The following is a 20416-nucleotide window of genomic DNA, read 5'->3' as shown; positions in this document are numbered from 1 at the left end:
TCGAGTGCGGATTCTAAATGGCGCGGCCGAGGATGCGGGCAAACAGTTCGGGATCGACATTGCCGCCGGAGCAGACAACGACGGTGACCTTACCCTCGGTCGGCAGCTTGCCGAGTAGGGCAGCGGCAAGCCCGACGGCGCCGCCGGGCTCCACCACCAGCTTCAAATGCAGGAAGGCCTGGCGCATTGCCTCGGCGACCTCGGGATCGGCGGCGGCGACCGCGCCGGTGATGGCTCGGCTGTTGATCGCCCAGGTGATCTCGCCGGGCTCCGGCGACATCAAGGCGTCGCACAGCGTCGACGCACCGGGATTGATCGCAACGCGCCGGCCCGCTTCCAGCGAACGGGCATGGTCCTCGTAACCGGCGGGCTCGGCGACGATGGCGCGGGCGTTCGGGTAGATCGACTGCACGGCCGTCGCGACGCCGGCCAGCAGGCCGCCGCCGCTTGCCGGCACGATCACCTGGTCCGGGGTCAGGCCGAGGGCGAGGCATTGCTCGGCGATCTCCAGGCCGACCGTGCCCTGGCCGGCGATCAGGCCCGGATCGTCGAACGGTTTCACCAGTGTCGCGCCGGTCTCGGCGGCAAGCTTGGCGCCGATCGCCTCCCGGTTCTCCTTCAGCCGGTCGTAGGTGATGACCTTGGCGCCATAGCCCTTGGTGTTCTCGATCTTGATGGCCGGTGCATCCGACGGCATCACGATGGTCGCCGGCGCGCCCAGCATGGCGGCGGCACAGGCGACGCCCTGGGCATGATTGCCGGAGGAGAAGGCGACCACGCCCTTCGGCCGGTCGGCGGCAGGGATCAGGCTGATCCGGTTGAAGGCGCCGCGGAACTTGAACGAGCCGGTGCGCTGCAAGGCTTCCGCCTTGATCAGCAGCCGGCCGCCGACCCGCCGGCTCAGTGCCGGCACTTCGAGCAGCGGCGTGCGCACGGCGACCGGCGCCAGCCGCGCGGCCGCCGCCCGGATATCGGCCATGGTCGGCACGATGGTCTGAACCGGCAGGCTCGCCCGGTCAGAAGGGCTCGAGGAATTCATGCAGGACGCTCCGGAACGGCTCCTCATGGGGCAGGGGAATATGCCCCCGATTGGGAATGAGGAGTCTCCTCAAGTCCGGCTTTTCCGCAAGCATCCGATCGAAGGTTTCCTGGTCCAGCACATCGGAGAGGGCGCCGCGCACGGCGAGCGTCGGGATCGGCTTCAGCGCCGCATAGAGCGGCCAGAGATCCGGCACCGGCGCGCTCAGCTGCTCGCGCAGGGCATCGCCGATCTTGAGATCGTAGTCGAGGCGAAGCTCGCCGGTCGCCGGATCGCGCACGAACGTGTCCTGGGCGCTCTGCAGCCAATGCGCCTCGGCGATGCCGGGATAGGCATAGCCGAATTGCTGCTTGATGGCGGCGGCGGCCTGCTCATAGGTCGCGAAGCGGAGATCGGTGCCGACATAGCCGGCAATGCGCTGGCGGCCCTCGTCGCTGACCGTCGGGCCGACATCGTTCAGGACGGCGGCGGCGACCAGGCCCGGCACGCCGGCGGCCAGTCCCATGGTGAGGATGCCGCCGAGCGAGGTGCCGAGCAGGACGCAGCGTGCGATGCCGGCCTGCTGCAGGACGAGGAGAATGTCCTGCACATAGGTCGGCGGCGCGTAATTGTGCCAGTTCGGGTCGTAGCCGGAGCGGCCGCGGCCACGGTAGTCGAGTGCCAGCACACGGCGGCGCGGGGCCAGCTCGGTCGCGATCCGGTGAAAATCCTTCGAATTGCGCGTCAGACCGGTCAGGCAGACCAGCGGCAGCCGCCCTTCGGCTGCGGCGCCATAATCGCGGTAGTAGATCGCGACGCCGTCCGGAGCGCCGACCGTGAACTCGCGATAGAGGGGTACTCCGTGGTTCATCCTGCCACCAGCTCCGGCAGTGTCCGGAGGTCGCTCAGCACGCGCTCCGGCGCGCCCGGGAGCCGTTCCGGCGGCTGGCCGAAGCGATTGACCCAGAACACGCGGAAGCCGAAATGCGCGGCGCCATGCGCGTCCCAGCCATTCGACGACAGGAACAGGATCGCGGCCGGGTCCACGCCGAAATGTGCCGTCGCCAGGCGGTAGACGCTGCCATGCGGCTTGTAGATGCCTGCATCCTCGACCGACAGCACGGCGTCGAGGCTGCTGGCGATGCCGGCACTCTTCACCGCCGCGTCCAGCATGGCGGGCGAGCCGTTCGACAAGATCGCCGTCTTCAATCCCTTGGCCTTCAGACGGCGCAGCATGTCCGGCACTTCCGGATAGGCGTCGAGCGTGAAATAGAGCGCCATCAGGCGGCGGCGCAGGTCGGCATCGGCGATGCCGGACTGGGCGAGGGCGAAGTCCAGCGCCTCGCCCGTCACCTGCTCGAAATCGGCATGCGCGCCCATCAGCGAGCGGAGCCAGGTGTATTGCAGCTGCTTCGCCCGCCAGGTCTCGGCCAGCTTCAGCCAGCTTTCGCCGATCTCGCCGGCCAGCCTGGCGGCGGCGCTGTTGACGTCGAACAGCGTGCCATAGGCATCGAAGACGCAGGCACGAACGCCGGCCACCGCCTCAGCCATTGCGCCCGCCATCGCCGCGGAAATCGCGGTCCAACCGCTGCAGCACGCCCGTACCCGGCGCCAGCCGCTGGCGATACACCATCAGCCCTTCCAGCACGCGCTGCACGTAGTTGCGCGTCTCGTTGAACGGCATCAGCTCGATCCAGTCGACCACGTCGACATCGGCGCGGCGCGGATCGCCCCAGTCGCGCATCCAGCCGAGCGTCCGGCTCTTGCCCGCGTTGTAGGAGGACAGTGCGAGCAGGTAGGAGCCGTCGAAGGCATCGACCATGCGCTGCAGATAGCGCGAGCCGAGCGTGGTGTTGTAGCGGGGATCGCGGGTCAGGCGATCCGGGCTGTAGGGCAGGCGAAGTTCCTTCGCCACTTCCTTGGCGGTCGCCGGCATCAGCTGCAGCAGGCCGCGCGCACCGGCCGGCGAGATTGCGGCGGCATTGAACTCGCTCTCCTGGCGTGCGGTCGCCAGCACCAGGCCCTGTTCCGGCAAGTCGGCATGCCGGGTCAGGTCCACCATCGGATAGAGCCGGGTCAGCAGGATCGAGCCGTTCCGCTGCGAGCGCTTGGCCGACATCACGCCGAGATCCACACGCCCCACCCGGTCGGCGAGGGTGGCGACGAGCTCGTGCTCGACCGGCGTCGTCGCCCGGTCGGCGAGGTGCATGATGAACACGCGAACGTAGTCGCGCACGCTGTCGCCGCCTTCGGCCAGCAGGCGCGCGGCATGCACCAGCTCCTTCCTGTCGAAGCGGGCAAAATCCTCCGCCGTCGGCTGCGGCTCGGACGGCAGGATCAGCGGCCGGCGCGGATCGATCCGCGCCTGCGCCAGCTGGCCGTAGAAGGTCGCGCCGTGCTGTGCCGCCGCCTCGTACCAGATGCGGGCGCCGTCGCGATTGCCGATCGCTTCCTGTGCGCGGCCGGACCAGTAGGCACCGCGTGCCACGCTGATCGGCAGCTTGACCGTCTCGACCACGCGGCGGAAATGCTCGGCAGCAATGTCAGGCTGTTCCAGGAACCGCAGCGCGATCCAGCCGGCGAGCCATTCCGCCTCGTTGGCGACGCTCGGCACCGACAGCCGGTGGTCAGCCGCGGCGCGGTAGGCGTCGGTGATCTTGCCGGCGCCCAGCAGGCGGCGCGAATGATACTGCCGCTCGTTCCAGAACGGCCATGCCGCATTGGCCGGCGGGGCCGCCATGCTGAGCGCATCGAGCGCCTGGTCGTCGTCGTCCCGCTTGCGCAGATAGCGCGCGCGATCGAGGGCGAGGCCGGGATCGCGCTGCAGCTCGTCCGGCAGCGCCGCGGCCAGCGCCTCGGCATTGCTCGTGCGCTCGACCAGCGCGATGCGGGCCTGCACCAGCCGCTTGCCGTTGTTGTCGAGGAAGGGCAGTACCCGCCTGGCGCCGGCGCGGTCGCCATCGCTCAGCAGGTTGGTCGCGCGGGCCAGATGGTCGGCATTGTCGAGCCGGGCGAGATGGCGCTGCATGATGGCCGCCTCGGCGCCGTCGCTGAGCTGGCTCGAGGCCCAGGCGAGCTTGAGCCAGGGCGCCGCGTCGGTCTCGCGCCCGGTGGCGATCAGGGCATCGGCGAACCGGGCCATGCCGTCGGCGGCGACCGGCTTGCGGTGCGCGAACCAGTTCAGCACCGCCTGGTGGTCGGGCTCGAGGCGGAGCGCCTCCTCGGCGCGCCGGGTCATCAGGTCGCGGCTCGGCCAGTCCGGGTTCTGGTCCAGGAAGGCGACGATATCGGCGAAGTTGGCGCCCGAATCCCGGCGCAGGAAATAGAGGAAGTCGACCAGCTTCTCCGCGCCGTCCAGGCGGGCGGCGCGGGCCTGCGCCCGGGCTTCCTCGTAGCGGCCCCAGGCCGCGTGCTTCACGGCGTTGACCCAATGCTCCCGCCGGGCATTCGACAGCGAGGATTTGCCCGGCGGCGGTGCCGGTTGCGTGGTTAACGCGGCGGGCTCGGCGGCGGTCGATTTCGGCCTGGCGGCACCCGGGGGTGCATTCGCCGCGGTCCGCAGCCCGGCGGGCTCCGCGGGCTTGGGCTTCGGCGCAGGCGGCGCGCTGTTGGCGGCCTGGGCGGTGGCCGGCAGCAGGCCGAGCAGAACGACAGCGGCGGCGGCAGAAAAACGCCTCACGAATCCGTCCCTTGTCCAGTCAGGCGGGCAGCATACTAGCCGGACGAAGGTTAAACTGTCCCTGCCTGGCCGGCCGGTGCCCCCGAGTCACATCGTCGCCCCCAGCACCCAGGGGGTAAACTCTTCGTCACCCATGCCGAGCAGTTCGCTCTTGGTGCGCTGGCCCGAGGCGGTCTTCAACACGAGATCGAAGATCTCCTGGCCGACCTCCTGGATCGATTTCTCGCCATCCGCGATCTCGCCGCAGTTGATGTCCATGTCATCGGTCATCTTGCGGTAGAGCGGCGTGTTGGTGGCGAGCTTCAGGCTCGGCGCCGGCTTGCAGCCGAACACGCTGCCGCGGCCGGTGGTGAAGCAGATCATGTTGGCGCCGCCCGCCACCTGGCCGGTCGCCGAGACAGGGTCGTAGCCCGGCGTGTCCATGTAGACGAAGCCCTTGGCGGTGACCGGCTCGGCATAGCGAAACACGTCGACCAGGTTGGTCGTTCCGCCCTTGGCCACGGCGCCGAGCGACTTTTCCAGGATGGTGGTGAGACCGCCCGCCTTGTTGCCGGGGGAGGGGTTGTTGTTCATCTCGCCGTTGTTGCGGGCGGTGTAATCCTCCCACCACTTGATGCGGTCGACGATCTTCTGGCCGACTTCGCGGCTGACGGCGCGGCGGGTCAGCAGGTGCTCGGCGCCGTAGATCTCCGGCGTCTCGCTCAAGATGGCGCTGCCGCCGTGGCGGACCAGCAGATCGACCGCCGCGCCCAGCGCCGGATTCGCCGTGATGCCGGAATAGCCGTCCGAGCCGCCGCATTGCAGGCCGATGCAGATATGGCTCGCCGGCACGGTCTCCCGCTTCACCTGATTCGCCTCCGGCAGCATCTCGCGCAGCATGTCGACGCCGCGCTTCACCGTGATGGCGGTGCCGCCTTCGTCCTGGATGGTCATGGTGCGGAGCTTCGGGCCGACCTCGAGCCCCTCCGCCTGGATCATGCCGCCGATCTGGTTCGACTCGCAGCCGAGCCCGACGATCAGCACCCCGGCAAAATTCGGATGCCGGGCGAAACCGGCGAGCGTGCGGCGCAGCACGTCGATCGGCTCGCCCTCGGACGCCATGCCGCAGCCGGTCGCATGGGTCAGCGCCACCACCCCGTCCACGTTCGGGAACTGGTCGAGATAGGGAACGATCTTCTGCGCTATGTATTTCGAGGCGGTGGCGGAGCAGTTCACCGTCGAGACGATGCCGAGGAAGTTCCGGGTCGCAACCCGGCCGTCCGGCCGCACGATGCCCTGGAACGTGGCGCGCTCGTGCTCCGGCAGATAGGCGGTCGGCTTGGCATCGGCGCCGAAGGCGTAGTCGCGCTCGAAGGCGCGCATCTCGAGGTTGTGGGTATGGACATGGGCGCCGGGCGCCAGATCGGCACTCGCGAAGCCGATGATCTGGTCGTATTTGCGCACCGGCTCGCCCGCCTTGACCGGCTTCAAGGTCACCTTGTGGCCGCGCGGGATGTGGCTGGCGCAGGCGATGCCGTAATCGTCCAGCCTGGTGCCGGGCAGCAGATCGGCGCGGGCGACGGCGACGTTGTCGTTCGGATGCAGGCGGATGACCAGCGGCGGCATGGCGGCTTCGCTCCCGGATTGTCGACCCAGCGGGGCCTAAGCGCGGAATGAATGCGCACGGACATGGACGTGAGGCCCCGGCCCGTGGCACTTTGCGCCGCCAGAATATCGATAACCAGAGGGTGGGGTAAGCGGGAGGAGAGATGGCAGGACGACTGGCAGGCAAGCGCGCCCTGGTGACGGCAGCGGGTCAGGGCATCGGGCGGGCGACGGCGCTCGCCTTCGCCGACGAAGGCGCGACCGTCTACGCGACCGACCTGGACCCCGGCAAGCTGACCGAGCTTGCCGGCCACGCCAACATCGCTTCGATGAAGCTCGACTGTCTCGACCCTGCGGCGATCCAGGCCATCGCCAAGGAGCTCGGCACCCTCGACATCGTCTTCAACTGCGCCGGCTTCGTGCACAACGGCACGATCCTGGAGGCGACCGAGGAAGAATGGGCCTTCGCCTTCGACCTCAACGTGCGCAGCGTGTTCCGGGTGATCCGGGCCTTCCTGCCGGCCATGCTGGACAAGGGCGCGGGCTCGATCGTCAACATCGCCTCGATCGCCTCCAGCCTGAAGGGCGTTCCGAACCGCGCGATCTACGGCGCGACCAAGGCATCGGTGATCGGCCTGACCAAATCGGTCGCCGCCGATTTCGTCGGCCGCGGCATCCGCTGCAACGCGATCTGCCCGGGCACGGTGCATACGCCGTCGCTGGACGACCGCATCAACGCCGCGCCGGATCCGGTGCAGGCGCGCAAGGATTTCGTCGCCCGCCAGCCGATGGGCCGGCTCGGCAAGGCGGAGGAGATCGCAGGCCTCGCGGTCTATCTCGCCAGCGACGAGAGCGTGTTCGTCACCGGCCAGGCCTATGTGATCGATGGCGGCATTCTGATCTAGCGAGGCGTAAGCCAAAGAGGGGAAGCACCAACATGAAGCTGTTGCGCTACGGACCGAAGGGGAAGGAAAAGCCGGGCCTCTTGGACGAGGACGGCAAGATCCGCGACATCTCCAGGATCATCAAGGACATCACGCCGGCCACGATCGGCGAGATCGGCAAGCTGAAGAAGGCGAATCTCAAGCGGCTGCCGGTGGTCAAGGGCAAGCCGCGCATCGGTGCCTGCGTCGCGAACTTCGCCAATTTCCTCTGCATCGGCCTCAACTATGCCGACCACGCGGCCGAGACCGGCTCGGCCCTGCCGGAGAAGCCCATCGTGTTCCTGAAGGCGTTGAGCGCCGTGACCGGGCCGACCGACAGCGTGCCGATCCCGCGCGGCTCGACCATGTGCGACTGGGAGGTCGAGCTCGGCGTCATCATCGGCCGCAAGGGCAAGTACATCGCCGAGAAGGACGCGATGCGCTACGTCGCCGGCTATTGCACGGTGAACGACGTGTCGGAGCGGCGCTACCAGGGCTATCTCCGGCCGCAGACGCACTGGGTGTTCGGCAAGGGCTGCGACGGCTTTGGTCCGATCGGGCCCTATTTCGTCACCAAGGACGAGGTGAAGGACCCGCACAATCTGAAGCTCTGGTGCGAGGTGTCGGGCACCATGCGCCAGAACGGCAACACCTCGACCATGATCTTCAAGATCCCGCAGCTGATCGCCTTCATCAGCAAGCACATGACGATCTATCCCGGCGACATCATCTCGACCGGCACGCCGCCCGGCGTCGGCACCGGCATCAAGCCGGAGCCGGTCTACCTCAAGGGCGGCGACGTGATGCGCACCGGCGTCGAAGGCCTCGGCGAGCAGAAGACCAAGATGGTGCAGGACAAGTAGCCAGGTCCCTTCGCATCGGAAACGCCTCTCCGCCCGCGAAGCGGGGGAAGAGGCTGAGAGAGGTGGGGAGGATGCGGCCAGCCGAGCTTGAACGACCGGCGGTGACTCTGCGGATGGCCCACCTCCCCCAACCCCCTCCGCCCTAAGGGCAGAGGGGCTTAGTTTCGAGAGCTACCCGTCCTCTCTCACCACCTGCGTCAGCGCCTCGCCGTATTGCGCCAATTTCATGTCGCCGATGCCCGGGATGTCGGCGAGCTCGGCGAGGCTGCGCGGCCGCCGCGAAGCAATTTCGCGCAAGGTCGCGTCGTGGCAGATCACGTAGGGCGGCACGCCCCGTGCCGCCGCCAGCCCGCGGCGCCATTGGCGGAGCGCCTCGAACAGCGGCTGGTCGGCCTCGGCCACTTCGGCCTTGCGGGCCGCGCGCCCCGGCGCCGCAACGCGGCGGCGCTCCTTGCGCGACGGCTCGCGGGTCAGCAGCACGCGGCGCTCGCCGCGCAGCACCTCGCGCACCTCGGGCCCAAGCGTCAGCGCGCCATAGGCCTCGAAATCGGTGGCGACCAGTCCCATGGCGCTGAGCTGGCGGATGACGGAGCGCCACTGGATGTCGTCGCGCTCGGCGCCGACGCCGAAGACGCTCAGCTTGTCATGGCCGAAGCGGCGGATCTTGTCGCTGTCCTTGCCGCGCAGCACATCGACGACGTGGCCGGCGCCGAAGCGCTGGCCGGTGCGGTAGATCGCCGAGAGCAGCTTCTGGGCATCGGTCGTGCCGTCGAAGCTCTCCACCGGCGACAGGCACCGGTCGCAATTGCCGCAGGGCTCAAGCCGTTCCTCGCCGAAATAGCGCAGCAGCACCTGGCGGCGGCAATCGGCGGTTTCGCAGAAGCCGAGCAGGGCGTCGAGCTTGCGGCGCTCGACGCGCTTCTGCTCGTCGGAGGCTTCCGAGCTTTCGATGAAGCCGCGGATCTTGGCGATGTCCTCGGCGCCATAGACCATCCAGACCACGGAAGGCTCGCCGTCGCGCCCGGCGCGGCCGGTCTCCTGGTAATAGGCCTCCAGGCTCTTCGGCAGGTCGAGATGGGCGACGAAGCGCACATCGGGCCGGTTGATGCCGAGCCCGAAGGCGATGGTGGCGACCACGATCACGCCGTCGTCGCGCACGAAGCGCTCCAGCGCGCGCGAGCGCACGTCGGGGTCGAGCCCGGCGTGATAGGGCATGGCGTCGAAGCCCTGTTCGCGCAGCCACTCCGCGGTTGTCTCGGTGCGGCTGCGCGAGAGGCAGTAGACGATCCCGGTGGCGCCGCGCTCCTGCTCGGCGAGGAAGTCCTTGAGCTGGCGGCGCTCGGCGATCTTGGGGCCAATGCGGTACTGGATGTTCGGACGGTCGAAGCTCGCCACGAAGACGCGCGCCGCGTCGAGATCCAACCGCTCCAGGATGTCGCGCCGGGTCGCCCGGTCCGCCGTCGCCGTCACGGCGATGCGGGGCACGCCGCGAAAGCGCTGGGCCAGCACCGAGAGCCGCAGATATTCCGGACGGAAGTCGTGCCCCCATTGCGACACGCAATGCGCCTCGTCGATGGCGAAGAGCGAAATGCGGCATTCTTCCAGCAATTCCAGGAAGCCTTCGGCGAACAGCCGCTCCGGCGCGATATAAAGCAGGTCGATGTCGCCGCTGCGCATGGCCTGCTCGGCAGCGCGCCGCGCGCCGCCATTCTGCGCCGAGTTGATGGCATGGGCGCGCAGGCCTACTTCGCGCAAGGCACCGACCTGGTCCTGCATCAGCGCGATCAGGGGCGAGATGACGACGCCGAAGCCGTCGCGGGCGAGCGCCGGGATCTGGTAGCAGAGCGACTTGCCGCCGCCGGTCGGCATCAAGACCAGCGCATCGCCGCCGGCGGTCACGTGCTCGACGATCGCCTGCTGCTCGCCGCGGAAGGCGTTGTAGCCGAAGACGTGGGCGAGGATGTCGTGCGGGGTCGGCACCGTCAGTAGGTGGACCGGCCGCCGGAGATGTCGAAGGTGGCGCCGGTCGAGAACGAGCAATCGGCCGAGGCGAGCCAGGCGACCAGCGCCGCCACTTCCTTGGGCTCGACCAGCCGCCCCATCGGAATCCTCGAGATCATGTAGTTCACGTGCTCCTGCGTCATCTGCTTCAGGATCTCGGTATTGCCGGCGGCCGGCGTGACGCAGTTGACCAGCACGTTGACGTCGGCGAGCTCCTTGGCGAGCGATTTGGTGAGCGTGATGAGCGCCGCCTTGGAGATGCTGTAGGGCGCCGCGTTCGGATTGCCTTCCTTGCCGGCGACCGAGGAGATGTTGATGACGCGGCCATAGCCGCGCGTCTTCATGTCCGGCACCAGCGCGGCGCAGCAGATATAGGCGGAGGCGAGGTTGACATCGATGATGCGCCGGAACTCGCCCGGCGTGTATTCCCAGGTCTTGCGGTTCGGCCCGGCGATGCCGGCATTGTTGACCAGGATGTCGACGGGGCCGAGATGCCGCGCGGCCTGCTGGGCGGCATCCTCCACCGCGGTCTCGTCGGTGACGTCGAGCACGATGTGATCGACCTTGCCCTTGTGGCCGAGCGTGCGGGCCGCCTTGGCGAGCGCCGCCTTGTCCATGTCCCAGAGCGACACGGCGGCGCCGGATTCCAGCATCCGGTCGGCGATGGCATAGCCGAAGCCGCGCGCGGCGCCGGTCACCACGGCAACATGGCCCTTGAGATCGATCTTGTTCGCCATCCCCGCTCGGCCTCCCTCGCGCCTCCTGCGCCGAAGCTAGCATGCGCTCGCGCGGCCGCGCATGCTCAATTGACGCAGCCGGCCGCCGGGGCCAGCATGGCGCGCAGCAGACCCCATTTCGTATCGGGAGGAATGACGATGCCGGCCAAGATGAAGAAGGGCTTCCGCCAGCTGGTCGACGAGGCCAATGCCCAGGTCGAGACCTTGACCATCGAGCAGGCGAAGAAGCTGCAAGGCGACCCGAACGTGGTGCTGGTCGATATCCGGGACATCCGCGAGCTCGAGCGCGAAGGCGTGGTGCCCGGCGCCTTCCACGCGCCGCGCGGCATGATCGAGTTCTGGGTCGATCCGGACAGCCCGTATTTCAAGCCGATCTTCGGCGAAGGCAAGAAGTACGTCTTCTTCTGTGCCGCCGGCTGGCGCTCCGCGCTGACCGCGAAGACCGTGCAGGATATGGGGCTTGCGCCGGTCGCGCATATCGATGGCGGCTTCACTGCCTGGCGCGACAGCGGCGGGCCGGTGGAGAAGAAGGAATCCAAGCCGAAGCCGGCGGCGTGAGGAGGCCCCGATGAGTGCCGCCCCTTCCGTCGCCGAACGCGAAGCGATCTTCAAGGCCTTCGGCCGTGCCTTCTTCAAGGAGGATCTCGACGCGCTCTACCAGGTTGTGACCGAGGATTTCGTCTGGAGCGCCGTGGTGGACGGCAAGGCCCGCCACATTCGGGGGCGGCAGGCGGTCGGCGCGTATTTCGCCGAGCGGCGCGGCCTGTACGAGAACGTGCGCTTCCACGACGTGATCTATCACCACGCACCGGAGGCGAGCTTCATGACTTTCCGGCTGACCGCGACGAACAAGGCGACCGGCGCGCCGGTCGACGAGATCGGCGTCGAGCGCTACACCTTCCGCGACGGCAAGCTCGCGGTGAAGGACGTCTATCTCAAGCCGGCCGGCTAGCTAAGCCTGCGGACCGAGCTGTGCCGCGACTTCGGTCGCGGCGCGCTTCATGTCGCGGGCGAGCTTGAGTGCCGTTGCGCGGTCGAGCTGGTTGCCGAGGCCGACCGCCGCGAGGGTGCGGGATATGGTGCCGTCGCCCTTCAGCACCGGTACGGCCACGATGGTGACGCCGGCGATGTAATTGCCGCGATCGATGCTGAAGCCCTGGCGCCGCACCGTCGCGACTTCCTTGCGCCAGGTTTCGTAGCCCGGCGCATTGTGCCAGCGCAGCCGCCGAAACCGCCGCTCGACCTCGCCCCATGGCTGGTCGGTGAAGGCCGCGAGGCAGCGGCCGGTGGCGCTGATCAAGGCGGGGAAGCGGCTGCCGACATCGACATGCAGCCGGACCGGCGCCTGCGTGCGCGACAGCGCCACCACCACCATGTGATCCAGGTCCGGCAGCTCGACGCCGATAGCCGTCACGCCGTAGCGCTGCGACAGCGCGTCGAGCTTCGGCCGCACCAGGCTCGGGAAGTCGCCGCTCTCCAGCACCGCGCGGGCCAGCGGCAGCATGCCGACGCCAAGGCCGTACTGCTTGCTGACGGCATCCACATGCACCAGCTGTTCGGCGGCAAGCGCGCGCAGGATGTGCAGCGCCGTGCTGGGCACGAGATCGAGTGCCTCGGCGATCGTCTTCAGGCCGAGCGGCGCACGGCTGCGGCTCAGCAGGCGGAGGATGGCGACGGCGCGGGTGACGGCGGGGACGGCGCGGATGCGTGGGGCGGCAGCAGGTGACATGATTGTATATGTACAATGATAAGTGCTGTTGTACAATCGGATGCCGCGCGCCATGCTGTACCGATGGCGCTGCTGACCGACTTCACCAGCTACGCGGAGGCGCAGGCGCAATTCGCCCCGGCGAAGCTCTGGGAGCTGTTCGACGGCGATCGCGGGCGGCTCAACATCGCGCATGAATGCATCGACCGGCATGCCGGTCGGGCCGAACCCGCCGTCATCGTCGTGCGCGCCGACGGTGCCGACGAGGTCCTGAGCTTTCGCCAGATCGCCGAGGCGTCGTCGCGCTTCGCCCATTGGCTGGCGGCCGAGGGCGTGGAGCCGGGCGACCGCGTCGCCGTCATGCTCGAACCGTCGCTCGCCTTCTACGCGGCTTTGTTCGGCGCCATGAAGCGGGGCGCGGTCGCGGTGCCACTGTTCACGCTGTTCGGGCCCGATGGCGTGAAGCTCAGGGTGGCGGATTGCCAGCCGCGCCTGCTGCTGACCAATGCCGAGAAGGCGCCGCTCCTCGCGGCTGTGGGGCCGCGCGTCGTCGTGGCCGACGAGGCCTTCCTCGGCGGGCTGGCGCGGTTCGATCCGCATTACGAGCCGGACACGGCGGCCGATGCCCTCGCCATCTTCCAGTACACTTCCGGCACGACCCGCGAACTGCCGGAGGCGGTTAAACACACGCACCGGTCCATCGTGACCTTGATGGTGGCGGCGCTCTACGGCACCGGCCTTCGGCCCGGCGACCGGTTTCTGTGTCCGTCCTCGCCGGCCTGGGGCCACGGCCTATGGCACGGGACCCTGGCGCCGCTCGCGCTCGGCATCACCGCCGGCGTCTATGCCGGCAAGTTCGATGCCGAACGGCTGCTGGCAGCGCTGCAGGCACACGAGTTCACCAACATGTCGGCGGCGGCCACGCATTACCGCATGATGCGGAAGTCGGGCGCTGCCGGGCGATACCGCTATGCGATCCGCAAGCTTTCCTTCACCGGCGAGCCGATCGACAGCGAGACGGCTCTGTTCGTCGAGCGGACCTTCGGCCGGCCGGTCTGCAGCATGTACGGAACGACCGAGATCGGCGTGATCCTGGTCAGCTATCCCGGCGCCGACGACTTCGCCGTCAAGCCGGGCTCGCTCGGCAAACCGATCCCGGGCGGCCGGGTCGAGGTGCAGGATGCCGCCGGACAGCCCTGTCCGCCGGGTATCGTGGGCGAGCTCAAGGTCTGGCGCCGCGACCGCTGGATCGCGACCAAGGATCTCGGCCGCATCGACGCGGACGGCTACTTCTTTCATGCCGGCCGCGCTGACGACGTCATCATCTCCGCTGGCTGGACCATGAGCGCGGTCGAGATCGAGGATGCCATTCTGAAGCATCCCGATATCCGCGAGGCCGCCGCCATCGGCGTGCCGGACCCGCTGCGGGGACAGATCGTGAAGGCCTTCGTCGTGTCCGACCGGCAGGGCGACGCAGCGTTCCGGCAGGAGATCCAGGTTCTCGTGCGCCAGAGACTGAGCCAGCACGAATATCCGCGCCTCGTCGCCTTCGTCGCTGAGCTGCCGAAGACGCCGGCCGGCAAGGTCAATCGCAAGGTGCTGCGCGCGCGCGAGCAGGCAAGCTGAAAGAGGAAACGTTCATGCAGAGCAGTGCCGAGGGCAGATTCCCGAAGATCACCCAGAAGGAGCTTGATGCGCTGCGCCAGCGCATCGGGGTGAAGATCGGCGTCACCGCGGAACCCTGGTGCTACGAGGCGACGCGCGACAACATCCGCCACTACGCGCACGGCATCGGCGACGACAACCCGCTGTGGTGCGCCCCAGAATACGCCGCCAAGACGAAATACGGGGACCTGATCGCGCTGCCGAGCTTCCTGTTCGCGACCAGCCGTATCGTCTCCGGCTATGTCGGCGGCCTCCCCGGCATCCATGCCATGTGGTCGGGCGCCGACTGGACCTGGCACAAGGTGGTGCGGCGCAACGATGAGATCTCCACCGAGGCCTGGCTGAAGGACATCGTCGAGCACCAGACCCGCTTCGCCGGCCGCGCGATCCAGCAGATCTATCACGTCGACTTCTTCAACCGGCAGGGCGACCGCGTCGCCGAGGCCGATAGCTGGTGCTTCCGCACCGAACGCGACCACGCGCGCGAGCAGGGCAGCAAGTACAGCGAGGTGAAGGCCCGTCCGCCGCGCCGCTACAGCCGGGACGAGCTCGACAAGGCCTACCAGCTCTATGCCGAGGAACGCATCCGCGGCGCCGTGCCGCGCCACTGGGAAGAGGTGAGCGAGGGCGAGGCCTTGCCGACCATGCTGAAGGGGCCGATGACCGTCACCGGCTTCATCGCCTATGCGCAAGGCTGGGGCGGCCTCTATATCCGCGCCAACAAGCTCGCCTGGAAGCAGATCTATGCCCATCCGGGGCTCGGCATCGAGAACCGCTTCGGCATTCCCGACTGCCCGGAGCGCGTGCACTGGGAAGAGGAGTTCGCCCTCGAGGTCGGCGCGCCGGGCGCCTACGATTACGGGCCGGAGCGGTGTTCCTGGCTCACCCACCATCTGACCAACTGGATGGGCGATGACGGCTTCCTGCGCCGGGCGTCGTGCAAGATCCGCCGGCACAACCCGGCCGGCGACCTTCTGTTCATCGACGGCAAGGTGACGCGCAAGTTCGTCGAGGACGGCCGCCACCTGGTCGAGATTGAGCAGGAGGCGCGCAACCAGGACGGCGAGCTCTCGATTCTGGGCAGCGGGTTGGTGGAACTGCCGTCGCGCGGCTGACGGCTTACGGCGGCGCCGGCCGACGCCCTAAATAGACCGACAGATTGTTGGCCGGCATCTCGCTGGCGCTCGGCGCCACGAATCCCGCCGAGCGCGCGAGTGCCGCCACATCGTCCAGATCGCGGACACCCCAGGCGGGATCCTGCGCTCTGAGGCTCGCATCGAAGGCAGCGTTGCTCGGCGCGGTGTGACGACCTCCGCGCTTGAACGGCCCGTAGAGGAAGACCGGCGCATCCAGCACCGCGGCGCCTCGCAGCAATCCCTCGGCCGCCGCCCAGGGCGCGATGTGGATCATGTTGATGCAGACGATCAGGCGCACGCGCCCGGCGCCGAGCGCGTGATGCCAGTCGGACGTCGTCACATCGAGGGCGAGGGCCGGCAGGGCGATGTTGGCCACGCCGCCGCACCAGGCGGCGACCGACGCACGCGCCTCGGCGTCCGGGTCGCTCGCCTGCCAGAACACGCCGGCCGGCAGCGCCGGCGCGAAATGGCCGGCATGCTGGCCGCTGCCGCTGGCGATCTCCAGCACGACGCCCTCGGCCGGAAAATGCGGCCGCAGGGCATCCAGGATCGGATCGCGGTTGCGATCGGCCGCCGGGCTGTACCGGCGCCGCTCAGCCACCGGCACCGAGCACCGCGACCGCTTCGATCTCCACCAGCACCAGCGGATGGGCGAGGGCGCGCACCTCGACCAGGGTCGAGACCGGGAAGTCGCCGCTGAACACCTCGCGCCGGGCCCGCCAGACTTCCTCGCGGCGGCGGATATCGGTGACGAAGACGTTGATCTTCACCACGTCGTCCATCTTGGCGCCGGCGGCGTCGAGCAGATGGCGGATCTTGCCGAACACGGCGCGGGCCTGGCGGTACATGCTGTCGCCGCCCTCCGGCTCGCCGTCCTTGATGTCGGGGATCATGCCGGCGACGTAGACGGTCTCGCCGACCTTGAGGCAGTTCGACCAGGTCTGCGGCGGCGGCTCGGTGACCTGCGGGCTGGCGAAACGCTGTTTCTTCATTGTTTCCCCCTCAGACCGGCGTGAGCAGAGGCTCGCCGGCGAAATGGGCGGCGATGTTGTCGACCACCAGCTGGCCCATGGCGGCGCGGGTCTCTTCCGTCGCGCTGGCGGCATGCGGCTGCAGCACGACGTTGGGCAGGTCCATCAGCTCGGCCGGCACGTTCGGCTCGTCCTCGAACACGTCGAGCGCCGCCTGGCCGAGCTTGCCCGAGGTCAGCGCCGCCACCAGTGCCGCCTGGTCCACCACCGAGCCGCGCGAGATGTTGACCAGAGTGCCTTTGGTGCCGAGCGCTTCGATCACCTCGGCATTGACGGCGTGGCGCGTCGCTGCGCCGCCGGGGCAGGTCAGCAGCAGGAAGTCGACGGCGCGCGCCATGTCGACCAGCTTCGGATGGTAGGCATAGGGCAGGTCGGGCTTCCGGTTCGGGCCGCTGTAATGGATCTCGCAGCCGAACGGCGCGAGGCGGCGCGCCACCGCCTGGCCGATCCGGCCCATGCCGTAGATGCCGGCCTTGCGGCGCACCATGTTGTGGGTCAGCGGCATGTTGGCTTTCAGCCACTGGCCGGTCTTTACATAGGCATGGCCCTCGACGATGCGGCGCTGCACGGCGAGCAGGAGCGCCACGCCCATATCGGCGACGCAATCGGTCAGCACGTCCGGCGTGTTGCTGACCTTGATGCCGCGCTCGCGGCAGCGGGCGGTGTCGATGGCGTCGACGCCGACGCCGAAGCAGGCGGCGATCTCGAGCGCCGGCAGGGCGTCGAGCACCGCTCGGGCGGCGCCGGTCGCGCCGAAGGTGGCGAGCGCGCGGATCCGCGGCCGCACCGCATCCGGCAGGCCGGCAGGGTCTTTCGGGTCGTCGTGGAAGTGGACCTGATAGTCGCGTTCGAGTGCTGCCGTCACAGAGGGCAGCATCGGTCGGATCACCAGGACTTCGGGTTTGGCCACGCGCTCCCTCCCTCTGCTCGCCGCCATGGTAGCGGCCGGGCGGGGGAGGGGTCTAGGCGGCGCGGCCGATCTTGCCGATCAGATAGTCGAGATTGGCCGGGTCGATGCCGGTTTCGAACTGGGTGAGCAGCCGCTCGATGGTGCGCTCGGTGAAGCGCTGGCGGTCGCCGGGATTGCCGTCGTGGCGCAGCTCGCGGGCGACATCGATGGCGGCGCGGGCGATCGGGTAGAGGCCGTTCGGCAGCTTGCAATGCTCGTACAGCGCCTTGAGGCCGAGCGAGCCGTGGTCGTGGATCAGCTTGTGGGCGTTGACCACGCTGATATTGGCCATTGCCGCCAGTCCGGCCTCGAAGAAGTCGACATCGCCGAGACAGAGCGCGCGCAGCACGATGGTGGGCGTGAGGCGGCCGTTCTTGTTCAGCTGGCGCACCAGCTGCACCACGTCGGGCTGGGCCGCGTCGGCCGAGAGCGACAGCGTCACCCGCTCGCGGGTCGAGAGCACGAGGTCGGTGGCAAGGTCGGGCGACAGGTCATGATGGGCGACCAGGTGGTCGCGCAGGTTGTCGGAGACGAGCGAGACCAGCCGCTCGGCGATGCGGATCGGCAGGCGCGAGCGACGCGCCATCGGCGCGTTCACCTTCTCGCTCTTGCCGAAGCGGTCGACGGCGCGGCCGAGCGCGGCCTCGCCGATCTCGACCTTGTCGTTCGCCATCAGCGTGGCGACCGCGGCCTCGCCGCCCTTGGCGGTGATGGCGTCGATCACCTCGGCGCCGAGATCGGCGCGCTTGGCGATCGCCACCTGGTGGTTCTCGGTGGCGGCGGAGATGATCTCGATCAGGTCCTCGTCGGTCAGGACGGAGGAGAATTCGAGCATCGGCGCGGCGACCTCGATCACGTCCTTGGCGAGGGTCAGCGCCACGTCATGCGGCACCTGGGGCAGCGACTTCAGCTGTTCGGCCAGGGCGGCGCGCACCCGGATCGCGGTGTCGCGCACCATGGCGCGGAAGATCTCTTCGGCGAGGGCGCGCTCGCGCGGCAGCAGGTCGGCCTGGGAGAAGGCGGTCGCGACCTTGGTCGCGGTGACGACCCGGTTCTTTTCCGACGGGTCCTGCAGCAGGCGGGCCACATCGGCCGCCGTCAGGATCATGCGCTCGCTGCTCACCGGGTCCTCCGCATTGGTCGCCCGCAAACGTAAGTCTAGGGGCTACAGAGTTAACCCTTCCTGAAGCTGCGGGCGGGCGGATTGGCGGCCCGCGTCTCGCCCCGGGTGAGCCGGCGGAGCGCCGCGAGGCGCTCGTCCACGTCGATCGGCAGGCGGCCGGTGGTCTCCAACCCTTTGTCTTCCAAAGCACGCTCGCGGGCGCCGGCGCGGGCCTCGATCGCCCGGTCGCGGTGCAGCAGCAGAGCCTCGACCTCCGGCCGGAACAGGCGGAGCAGGCCGGTGATCCAGGCATTGACCGCCGGCTCGGGCAGGGCGGTGGTGACGGCGAAGCGGGGCAGCAGGCGGATCGCGGTGGCGGCCGGCACCCAGGCCTCGTCGGTGACCCAGCGGTTGACAGCGAACAGGGCGCGAGGCTCGCCGTATTCGTCCATCGAGACGGCGATCAGATGGGTCGGCGATCCTGCCGCGGCGCGGCGCAGGAAGGTGTGGAAATGGCCGTGCTCGCCCGCGACGCTGCGATGGGCGTGATAGTAGTACTGGGCGCCGGTCACCGGATCGAAGACGTCGCCGTCGGGATAATGATCGAACTCGTAAAACGGGCCCTGGCCGGCGAGCAGCTCGGCCACCACGTTGCTGCCGCGGTCGAGCAGCCGGTCGCGCGCCGCGGCCACCGCCTCGCCCGCTTCCAGCATGCCGGCCAGGCGACGCTTCGGCAGCTCGGCCAGCCTGGGCGCGGCGGGCGGTGCGATCCGGCTCATGCCGTCCTGCTGTGGCGAAGCGCCGCGCCGCGGCGCGCCGGCTTTGCCGGCCAGGCTGCCGGCTCTATATCGGCGGGGCGGGTCGAGAAGCGAAGGTGAGGTCGATGCACGGGTCGAACTGGATGTTGGCGCTGACGGGAGCTCTGGCGCTGGCGGGATCGCTGGCCGCGGGCGCCGCGCAGGCGGCGGACGAGGCCAAGGGGCAGCGGCTTTTCGCGGTCTGCAAGACCTGCCACACGGTGGAGAATGGCGGCAAGCATCAGGTCGGCCCGAACCTGCACGGCGTGTTCGGCCGCAAGGCCGGCACCGCCGAGGGCTACAAGTATTCCGACGCCATGAAGGGCGCCAACATCACCTGGTCGGCTGAGGCGGTCGACAAATACATCGCCGATCCCAAGGGTTTCGTGCCGAAGAACAAGATGGTCTATGCGGGCATGCGCAAGGCCGAGGACCGCGCCGACCTGATCGCCTGGCTGCAGAAGGCAACCCAATAGGTTCTTAGTTGTACTGCCGGACCAGGCCGACCAGCCGGCCCTGGATGCGCACCCGGTCGGGCCCGAAGATGCGGGTCTCGTAGGCCGGGTTGGCGGCTTCCAGCGCGATCGACTGGCCCTTGCGGCGCAGCCGCTTCAAGGTCGCCTCCTGCTCGTCGACCAGGGCGACCACGATCTGGCCGTTCTCGGCGGTGTCGCAGCGGCGGATCAGCACGGTGTCGCCGTCCAGGATGCCGGCCTCGACCATCGAATCGCCGGCCACCGTCAGCGCGTAGTGCTCGCCGTCGCCGAGCAGGCTCGCCGGTACCTCGACCCGGGCGGAATGGTCGCGCAGCGCCTCGATCGGCGTGCCGGCGGCGATCTTGCCGTAGAGCGGCAGCCCGACCATGTCGCGCGCCGCATTGGCCGGATCGCCGCTGCCGGCCGGCCAGCCGCCGGTGACCACGGTCGGCTTGAAGGTGCCGCGCTTCGGCGTCTGCGAGGGCACGGTCGAATCCGGCAGCTTCATCACTTCCAGCGCCCGCGCCCGGTGGGCGAGGCGACGGATGAAGCCGCGCTCCTCCAACGCTGTGATCAGCCGGTGGATGCCGGATTTCGACTTGAGCTGCAGCGCCTCCTTCATCTCGTCGAACGAAGGGGAAACCCCGGTGCGCTGCAGGGTCTGGTGCACGTACACGAGAAGCTCGTGCTGCTTGCGGGTGAGCATGATTTCCCCTCGCCTCCGCCTAAAATCTACATCTTGGGCCG

21 protein-coding genes are annotated in these 20416 nt (G+C 68.8%); 7 read left to right on the top strand and 14 right to left on the bottom strand.

What is annotated here, in order from left to right; translation table 11 throughout:
- Window positions 1-13 precede the first annotated feature (13 nt).
- The 5 genes from DT074_RS16120 to DT074_RS16100 all read right to left on the bottom strand — a co-directional run bounded on the left by DT074_RS16120 (window position 14) and on the right by DT074_RS16100 (window position 6302).
- Window positions 14-1039, bottom strand: coding sequence for a threonine ammonia-lyase (locus DT074_RS16120; RefSeq protein ID WP_368744712.1), 1026 nt, complete (start codon window positions 1037-1039; stop codon window positions 14-16).
- Window positions 1017-1889 carry an alpha/beta fold hydrolase gene (locus tag DT074_RS16115; RefSeq protein WP_119420876.1) on the bottom strand — a complete coding sequence of 291 codons (873 nt, stop codon included), beginning with the start codon at window positions 1887-1889 and terminating at the stop codon, window positions 1017-1019. Before DT074_RS16115 ends, DT074_RS16120 begins: the two co-directional genes overlap by 23 nt.
- Entirely contained in the window at window positions 1886-2569 is a 684-nt protein-coding gene (locus DT074_RS16110) for a haloacid dehalogenase type II (protein ID WP_119420875.1), read from the bottom strand. The genes DT074_RS16115 and DT074_RS16110 overlap by 4 nt, the downstream gene beginning before the upstream one ends.
- Entirely contained in the window at window positions 2562-4697 is a 2136-nt protein-coding gene (locus DT074_RS16105) for a lytic transglycosylase domain-containing protein (protein WP_119420874.1), read from the bottom strand. Before DT074_RS16105 ends, DT074_RS16110 begins: the two co-directional genes overlap by 8 nt.
- An 87-nt stretch (window positions 4698-4784) precedes the next feature.
- Complete coding sequence (locus tag DT074_RS16100) at window positions 4785-6302, bottom strand: UxaA family hydrolase (RefSeq protein ID WP_119420873.1); 1518 nt, start codon at window positions 6300-6302, stop codon at window positions 4785-4787.
- 143 nt (window positions 6303-6445) lie between these two features.
- Here DT074_RS16100 and DT074_RS16095 point away from each other — a divergent pair, with 143 nt between their 5' ends.
- Both DT074_RS16095 and DT074_RS16090 read left to right on the top strand, forming a co-directional pair.
- Window positions 6446-7186, top strand: a complete 741-nt coding sequence (locus DT074_RS16095) for an SDR family oxidoreductase (RefSeq protein WP_119420872.1) — start codon at window positions 6446-6448, stop codon at window positions 7184-7186.
- Between the two features lie 32 nt (window positions 7187-7218).
- On the top strand, window positions 7219-8067 hold the full coding sequence (locus tag DT074_RS16090; protein ID WP_119420871.1) for a fumarylacetoacetate hydrolase family protein: 849 nt from the start codon (window positions 7219-7221) through the stop codon (window positions 8065-8067).
- 171 nt (window positions 8068-8238) lie between these two features.
- On the opposite strand, the gene recQ is transcribed toward DT074_RS16090, so the two are convergent.
- Together recQ and DT074_RS16080 are read right to left on the bottom strand one after the other, a co-directional pair.
- Window positions 8239-10125 carry a DNA helicase RecQ gene (gene recQ / locus DT074_RS16085; RefSeq protein ID WP_438503687.1) on the bottom strand — a complete coding sequence of 629 codons (1887 nt, stop codon included), beginning with the start codon at window positions 10123-10125 and terminating at the stop codon, window positions 8239-8241.
- Window positions 10050-10805 (bottom strand): SDR family NAD(P)-dependent oxidoreductase, encoded by a 756-nt coding sequence (locus DT074_RS16080; RefSeq protein ID WP_119420869.1) that lies wholly within the window; start codon window positions 10803-10805, stop codon window positions 10050-10052. The genes recQ and DT074_RS16080 overlap by 76 nt, the downstream gene beginning before the upstream one ends.
- Before the next feature lie 138 nt (window positions 10806-10943).
- On the opposite strand from DT074_RS16080, the gene DT074_RS16075 reads away from it, so the two are divergent.
- Window positions 10944-11363, top strand: coding sequence for a rhodanese-like domain-containing protein (locus DT074_RS16075; protein WP_119420904.1), 420 nt, complete (start codon window positions 10944-10946; stop codon window positions 11361-11363).
- A 10-nt stretch (window positions 11364-11373) separates the two neighbouring features.
- Window positions 11374-11757 (top strand): nuclear transport factor 2 family protein, encoded by a 384-nt coding sequence (locus tag DT074_RS16070; RefSeq protein WP_162914950.1) that lies wholly within the window; start codon window positions 11374-11376, stop codon window positions 11755-11757.
- Here the strand turns inward: DT074_RS16070 and DT074_RS16065 are convergent, their stop codons facing one another.
- Window positions 11758-12534 (bottom strand): IclR family transcriptional regulator, encoded by a 777-nt coding sequence (locus DT074_RS16065; RefSeq protein ID WP_119420867.1) that lies wholly within the window; start codon window positions 12532-12534, stop codon window positions 11758-11760. It abuts the gene before it with no gap.
- Window positions 12535-12597: 63 nt separating this feature from the next.
- On the opposite strand from DT074_RS16065, the gene DT074_RS16060 reads away from it, so the two are divergent.
- Both DT074_RS16060 and DT074_RS16055 read left to right on the top strand, forming a co-directional pair.
- The gene (locus DT074_RS16060; RefSeq protein ID WP_119420866.1) at window positions 12598-14139 is read left to right on the top strand and encodes an acetate--CoA ligase; all 1542 of its coding nucleotides are present in this window, start codon (window positions 12598-12600) and stop codon (window positions 14137-14139) included.
- Window positions 14140-14153: 14 nt separating this feature from the next.
- Window positions 14154-15293, top strand: coding sequence for an FAS1-like dehydratase domain-containing protein (locus DT074_RS16055; RefSeq protein ID WP_119420865.1), 1140 nt, complete (start codon window positions 14154-14156; stop codon window positions 15291-15293).
- A gap of 4 nt (window positions 15294-15297) precedes the next feature.
- Here the strand turns inward: DT074_RS16055 and DT074_RS16050 are convergent, their stop codons facing one another.
- The 5 genes from DT074_RS16050 to DT074_RS16030 are packed head-to-tail and all read right to left on the bottom strand — an operon-like array spanning window position 15298 to window position 19175.
- Window positions 15298-15921, bottom strand: a complete 624-nt coding sequence (locus DT074_RS16050) for a DUF938 domain-containing protein (RefSeq protein ID WP_119420864.1) — start codon at window positions 15919-15921, stop codon at window positions 15298-15300.
- Window positions 15908-16306, bottom strand: coding sequence for a RidA family protein (locus tag DT074_RS16045; protein WP_119420863.1), 399 nt, complete (start codon window positions 16304-16306; stop codon window positions 15908-15910). Before DT074_RS16045 ends, DT074_RS16050 begins: the two co-directional genes overlap by 14 nt.
- Window positions 16307-16316: 10 nt before the next feature.
- Window positions 16317-17255 (bottom strand): 2-hydroxyacid dehydrogenase, encoded by a 939-nt coding sequence (locus DT074_RS16040; RefSeq protein ID WP_119420862.1) that lies wholly within the window; start codon window positions 17253-17255, stop codon window positions 16317-16319.
- Between the two features lie 52 nt (window positions 17256-17307).
- Entirely contained in the window at window positions 17308-18417 is a 1110-nt protein-coding gene (gene spbR, locus DT074_RS16035) for a SpbR family protein (protein WP_368744710.1), read from the bottom strand.
- Window positions 18418-18467: 50 nt separating this feature from the next.
- Window positions 18468-19175: a DUF6969 family protein gene (locus DT074_RS16030; protein ID WP_119420861.1), complete on the bottom strand. Its 708-nt coding sequence runs from the start codon at window positions 19173-19175 to the stop codon at window positions 18468-18470.
- Window positions 19176-19279: 104 nt separating this feature from the next.
- Between DT074_RS16030 and DT074_RS16025 the strand changes: the two genes are divergently transcribed.
- Window positions 19280-19669 carry a c-type cytochrome gene (locus tag DT074_RS16025; RefSeq protein WP_368744709.1) on the top strand — a complete coding sequence of 130 codons (390 nt, stop codon included), beginning with the start codon at window positions 19280-19282 and terminating at the stop codon, window positions 19667-19669.
- A gap of 4 nt (window positions 19670-19673) precedes the next feature.
- Here DT074_RS16025 and lexA read toward each other — a convergent pair whose 3' ends face one another.
- Window positions 19674-20375: a transcriptional repressor LexA gene (lexA, locus tag DT074_RS16020; protein ID WP_119420859.1), complete on the bottom strand. Its 702-nt coding sequence runs from the start codon at window positions 20373-20375 to the stop codon at window positions 19674-19676.
- Window positions 20376-20416: the final 41 nt, after the last annotated feature.

The sequence above is a fragment of the Desertibaculum subflavum genome (genome assembly GCA_003576705.1).
Taxonomy (GTDB): domain Bacteria; phylum Pseudomonadota; class Alphaproteobacteria; order Ferrovibrionales; family Ferrovibrionaceae; genus Desertibaculum; species Desertibaculum subflavum.
The sequence above is the reverse complement of the archived record's forward strand: the minus strand, read 5'-3'. Positions and strand labels throughout refer to the sequence as shown.

Bases quoted from the DNA above. Each gene is read 5' to 3' on its own strand.
- DT074_RS16120 (WP_368744712.1), bottom strand. From the start codon at position 1,039: ATGAATTCCTCGAGCCCTTCTGACCGGGCGAGCCTGCCGGTTCAGACC.
- DT074_RS16115 (WP_119420876.1), bottom strand. From the start codon at position 1,889: ATGAACCACGGAGTACCCCTCTATCGCGAGTTCACGGTCGGCGCTCCG.
- DT074_RS16110 (WP_119420875.1), bottom strand. From the start codon at position 2,569: ATGGCTGAGGCGGTGGCCGGCGTTCGTGCCTGCGTCTTCGATGCCTAT.
- DT074_RS16100 (WP_119420873.1), bottom strand. From the start codon at position 6,302: ATGCCGCCGCTGGTCATCCGCCTGCATCCGAACGACAACGTCGCCGTC.
- DT074_RS16095 (WP_119420872.1), top strand. From the start codon at position 6,446: ATGGCAGGACGACTGGCAGGCAAGCGCGCCCTGGTGACGGCAGCGGGT.
- DT074_RS16090 (WP_119420871.1), top strand. From the start codon at position 7,219: ATGAAGCTGTTGCGCTACGGACCGAAGGGGAAGGAAAAGCCGGGCCTC.
- DT074_RS16080 (WP_119420869.1), bottom strand. From the start codon at position 10,805: ATGGCGAACAAGATCGATCTCAAGGGCCATGTTGCCGTGGTGACCGGC.
- DT074_RS16075 (WP_119420904.1), top strand. From the start codon at position 10,944: ATGCCGGCCAAGATGAAGAAGGGCTTCCGCCAGCTGGTCGACGAGGCC.
- DT074_RS16070 (WP_162914950.1), top strand. From the start codon at position 11,374: ATGAGTGCCGCCCCTTCCGTCGCCGAACGCGAAGCGATCTTCAAGGCC.
- DT074_RS16065 (WP_119420867.1), bottom strand. From the start codon at position 12,534: ATGTCACCTGCTGCCGCCCCACGCATCCGCGCCGTCCCCGCCGTCACC.
- DT074_RS16060 (WP_119420866.1), top strand. From the start codon at position 12,598: ATGGCGCTGCTGACCGACTTCACCAGCTACGCGGAGGCGCAGGCGCAA.
- DT074_RS16055 (WP_119420865.1), top strand. From the start codon at position 14,154: ATGCAGAGCAGTGCCGAGGGCAGATTCCCGAAGATCACCCAGAAGGAG.
- DT074_RS16045 (WP_119420863.1), bottom strand. From the start codon at position 16,306: ATGAAGAAACAGCGTTTCGCCAGCCCGCAGGTCACCGAGCCGCCGCCG.
- DT074_RS16030 (WP_119420861.1), bottom strand. From the start codon at position 19,175: ATGAGCCGGATCGCACCGCCCGCCGCGCCCAGGCTGGCCGAGCTGCCG.
- DT074_RS16025 (WP_368744709.1), top strand. From the start codon at position 19,280: ATGCACGGGTCGAACTGGATGTTGGCGCTGACGGGAGCTCTGGCGCTG.
- lexA (WP_119420859.1), bottom strand. From the start codon at position 20,375: ATGCTCACCCGCAAGCAGCACGAGCTTCTCGTGTACGTGCACCAGACC.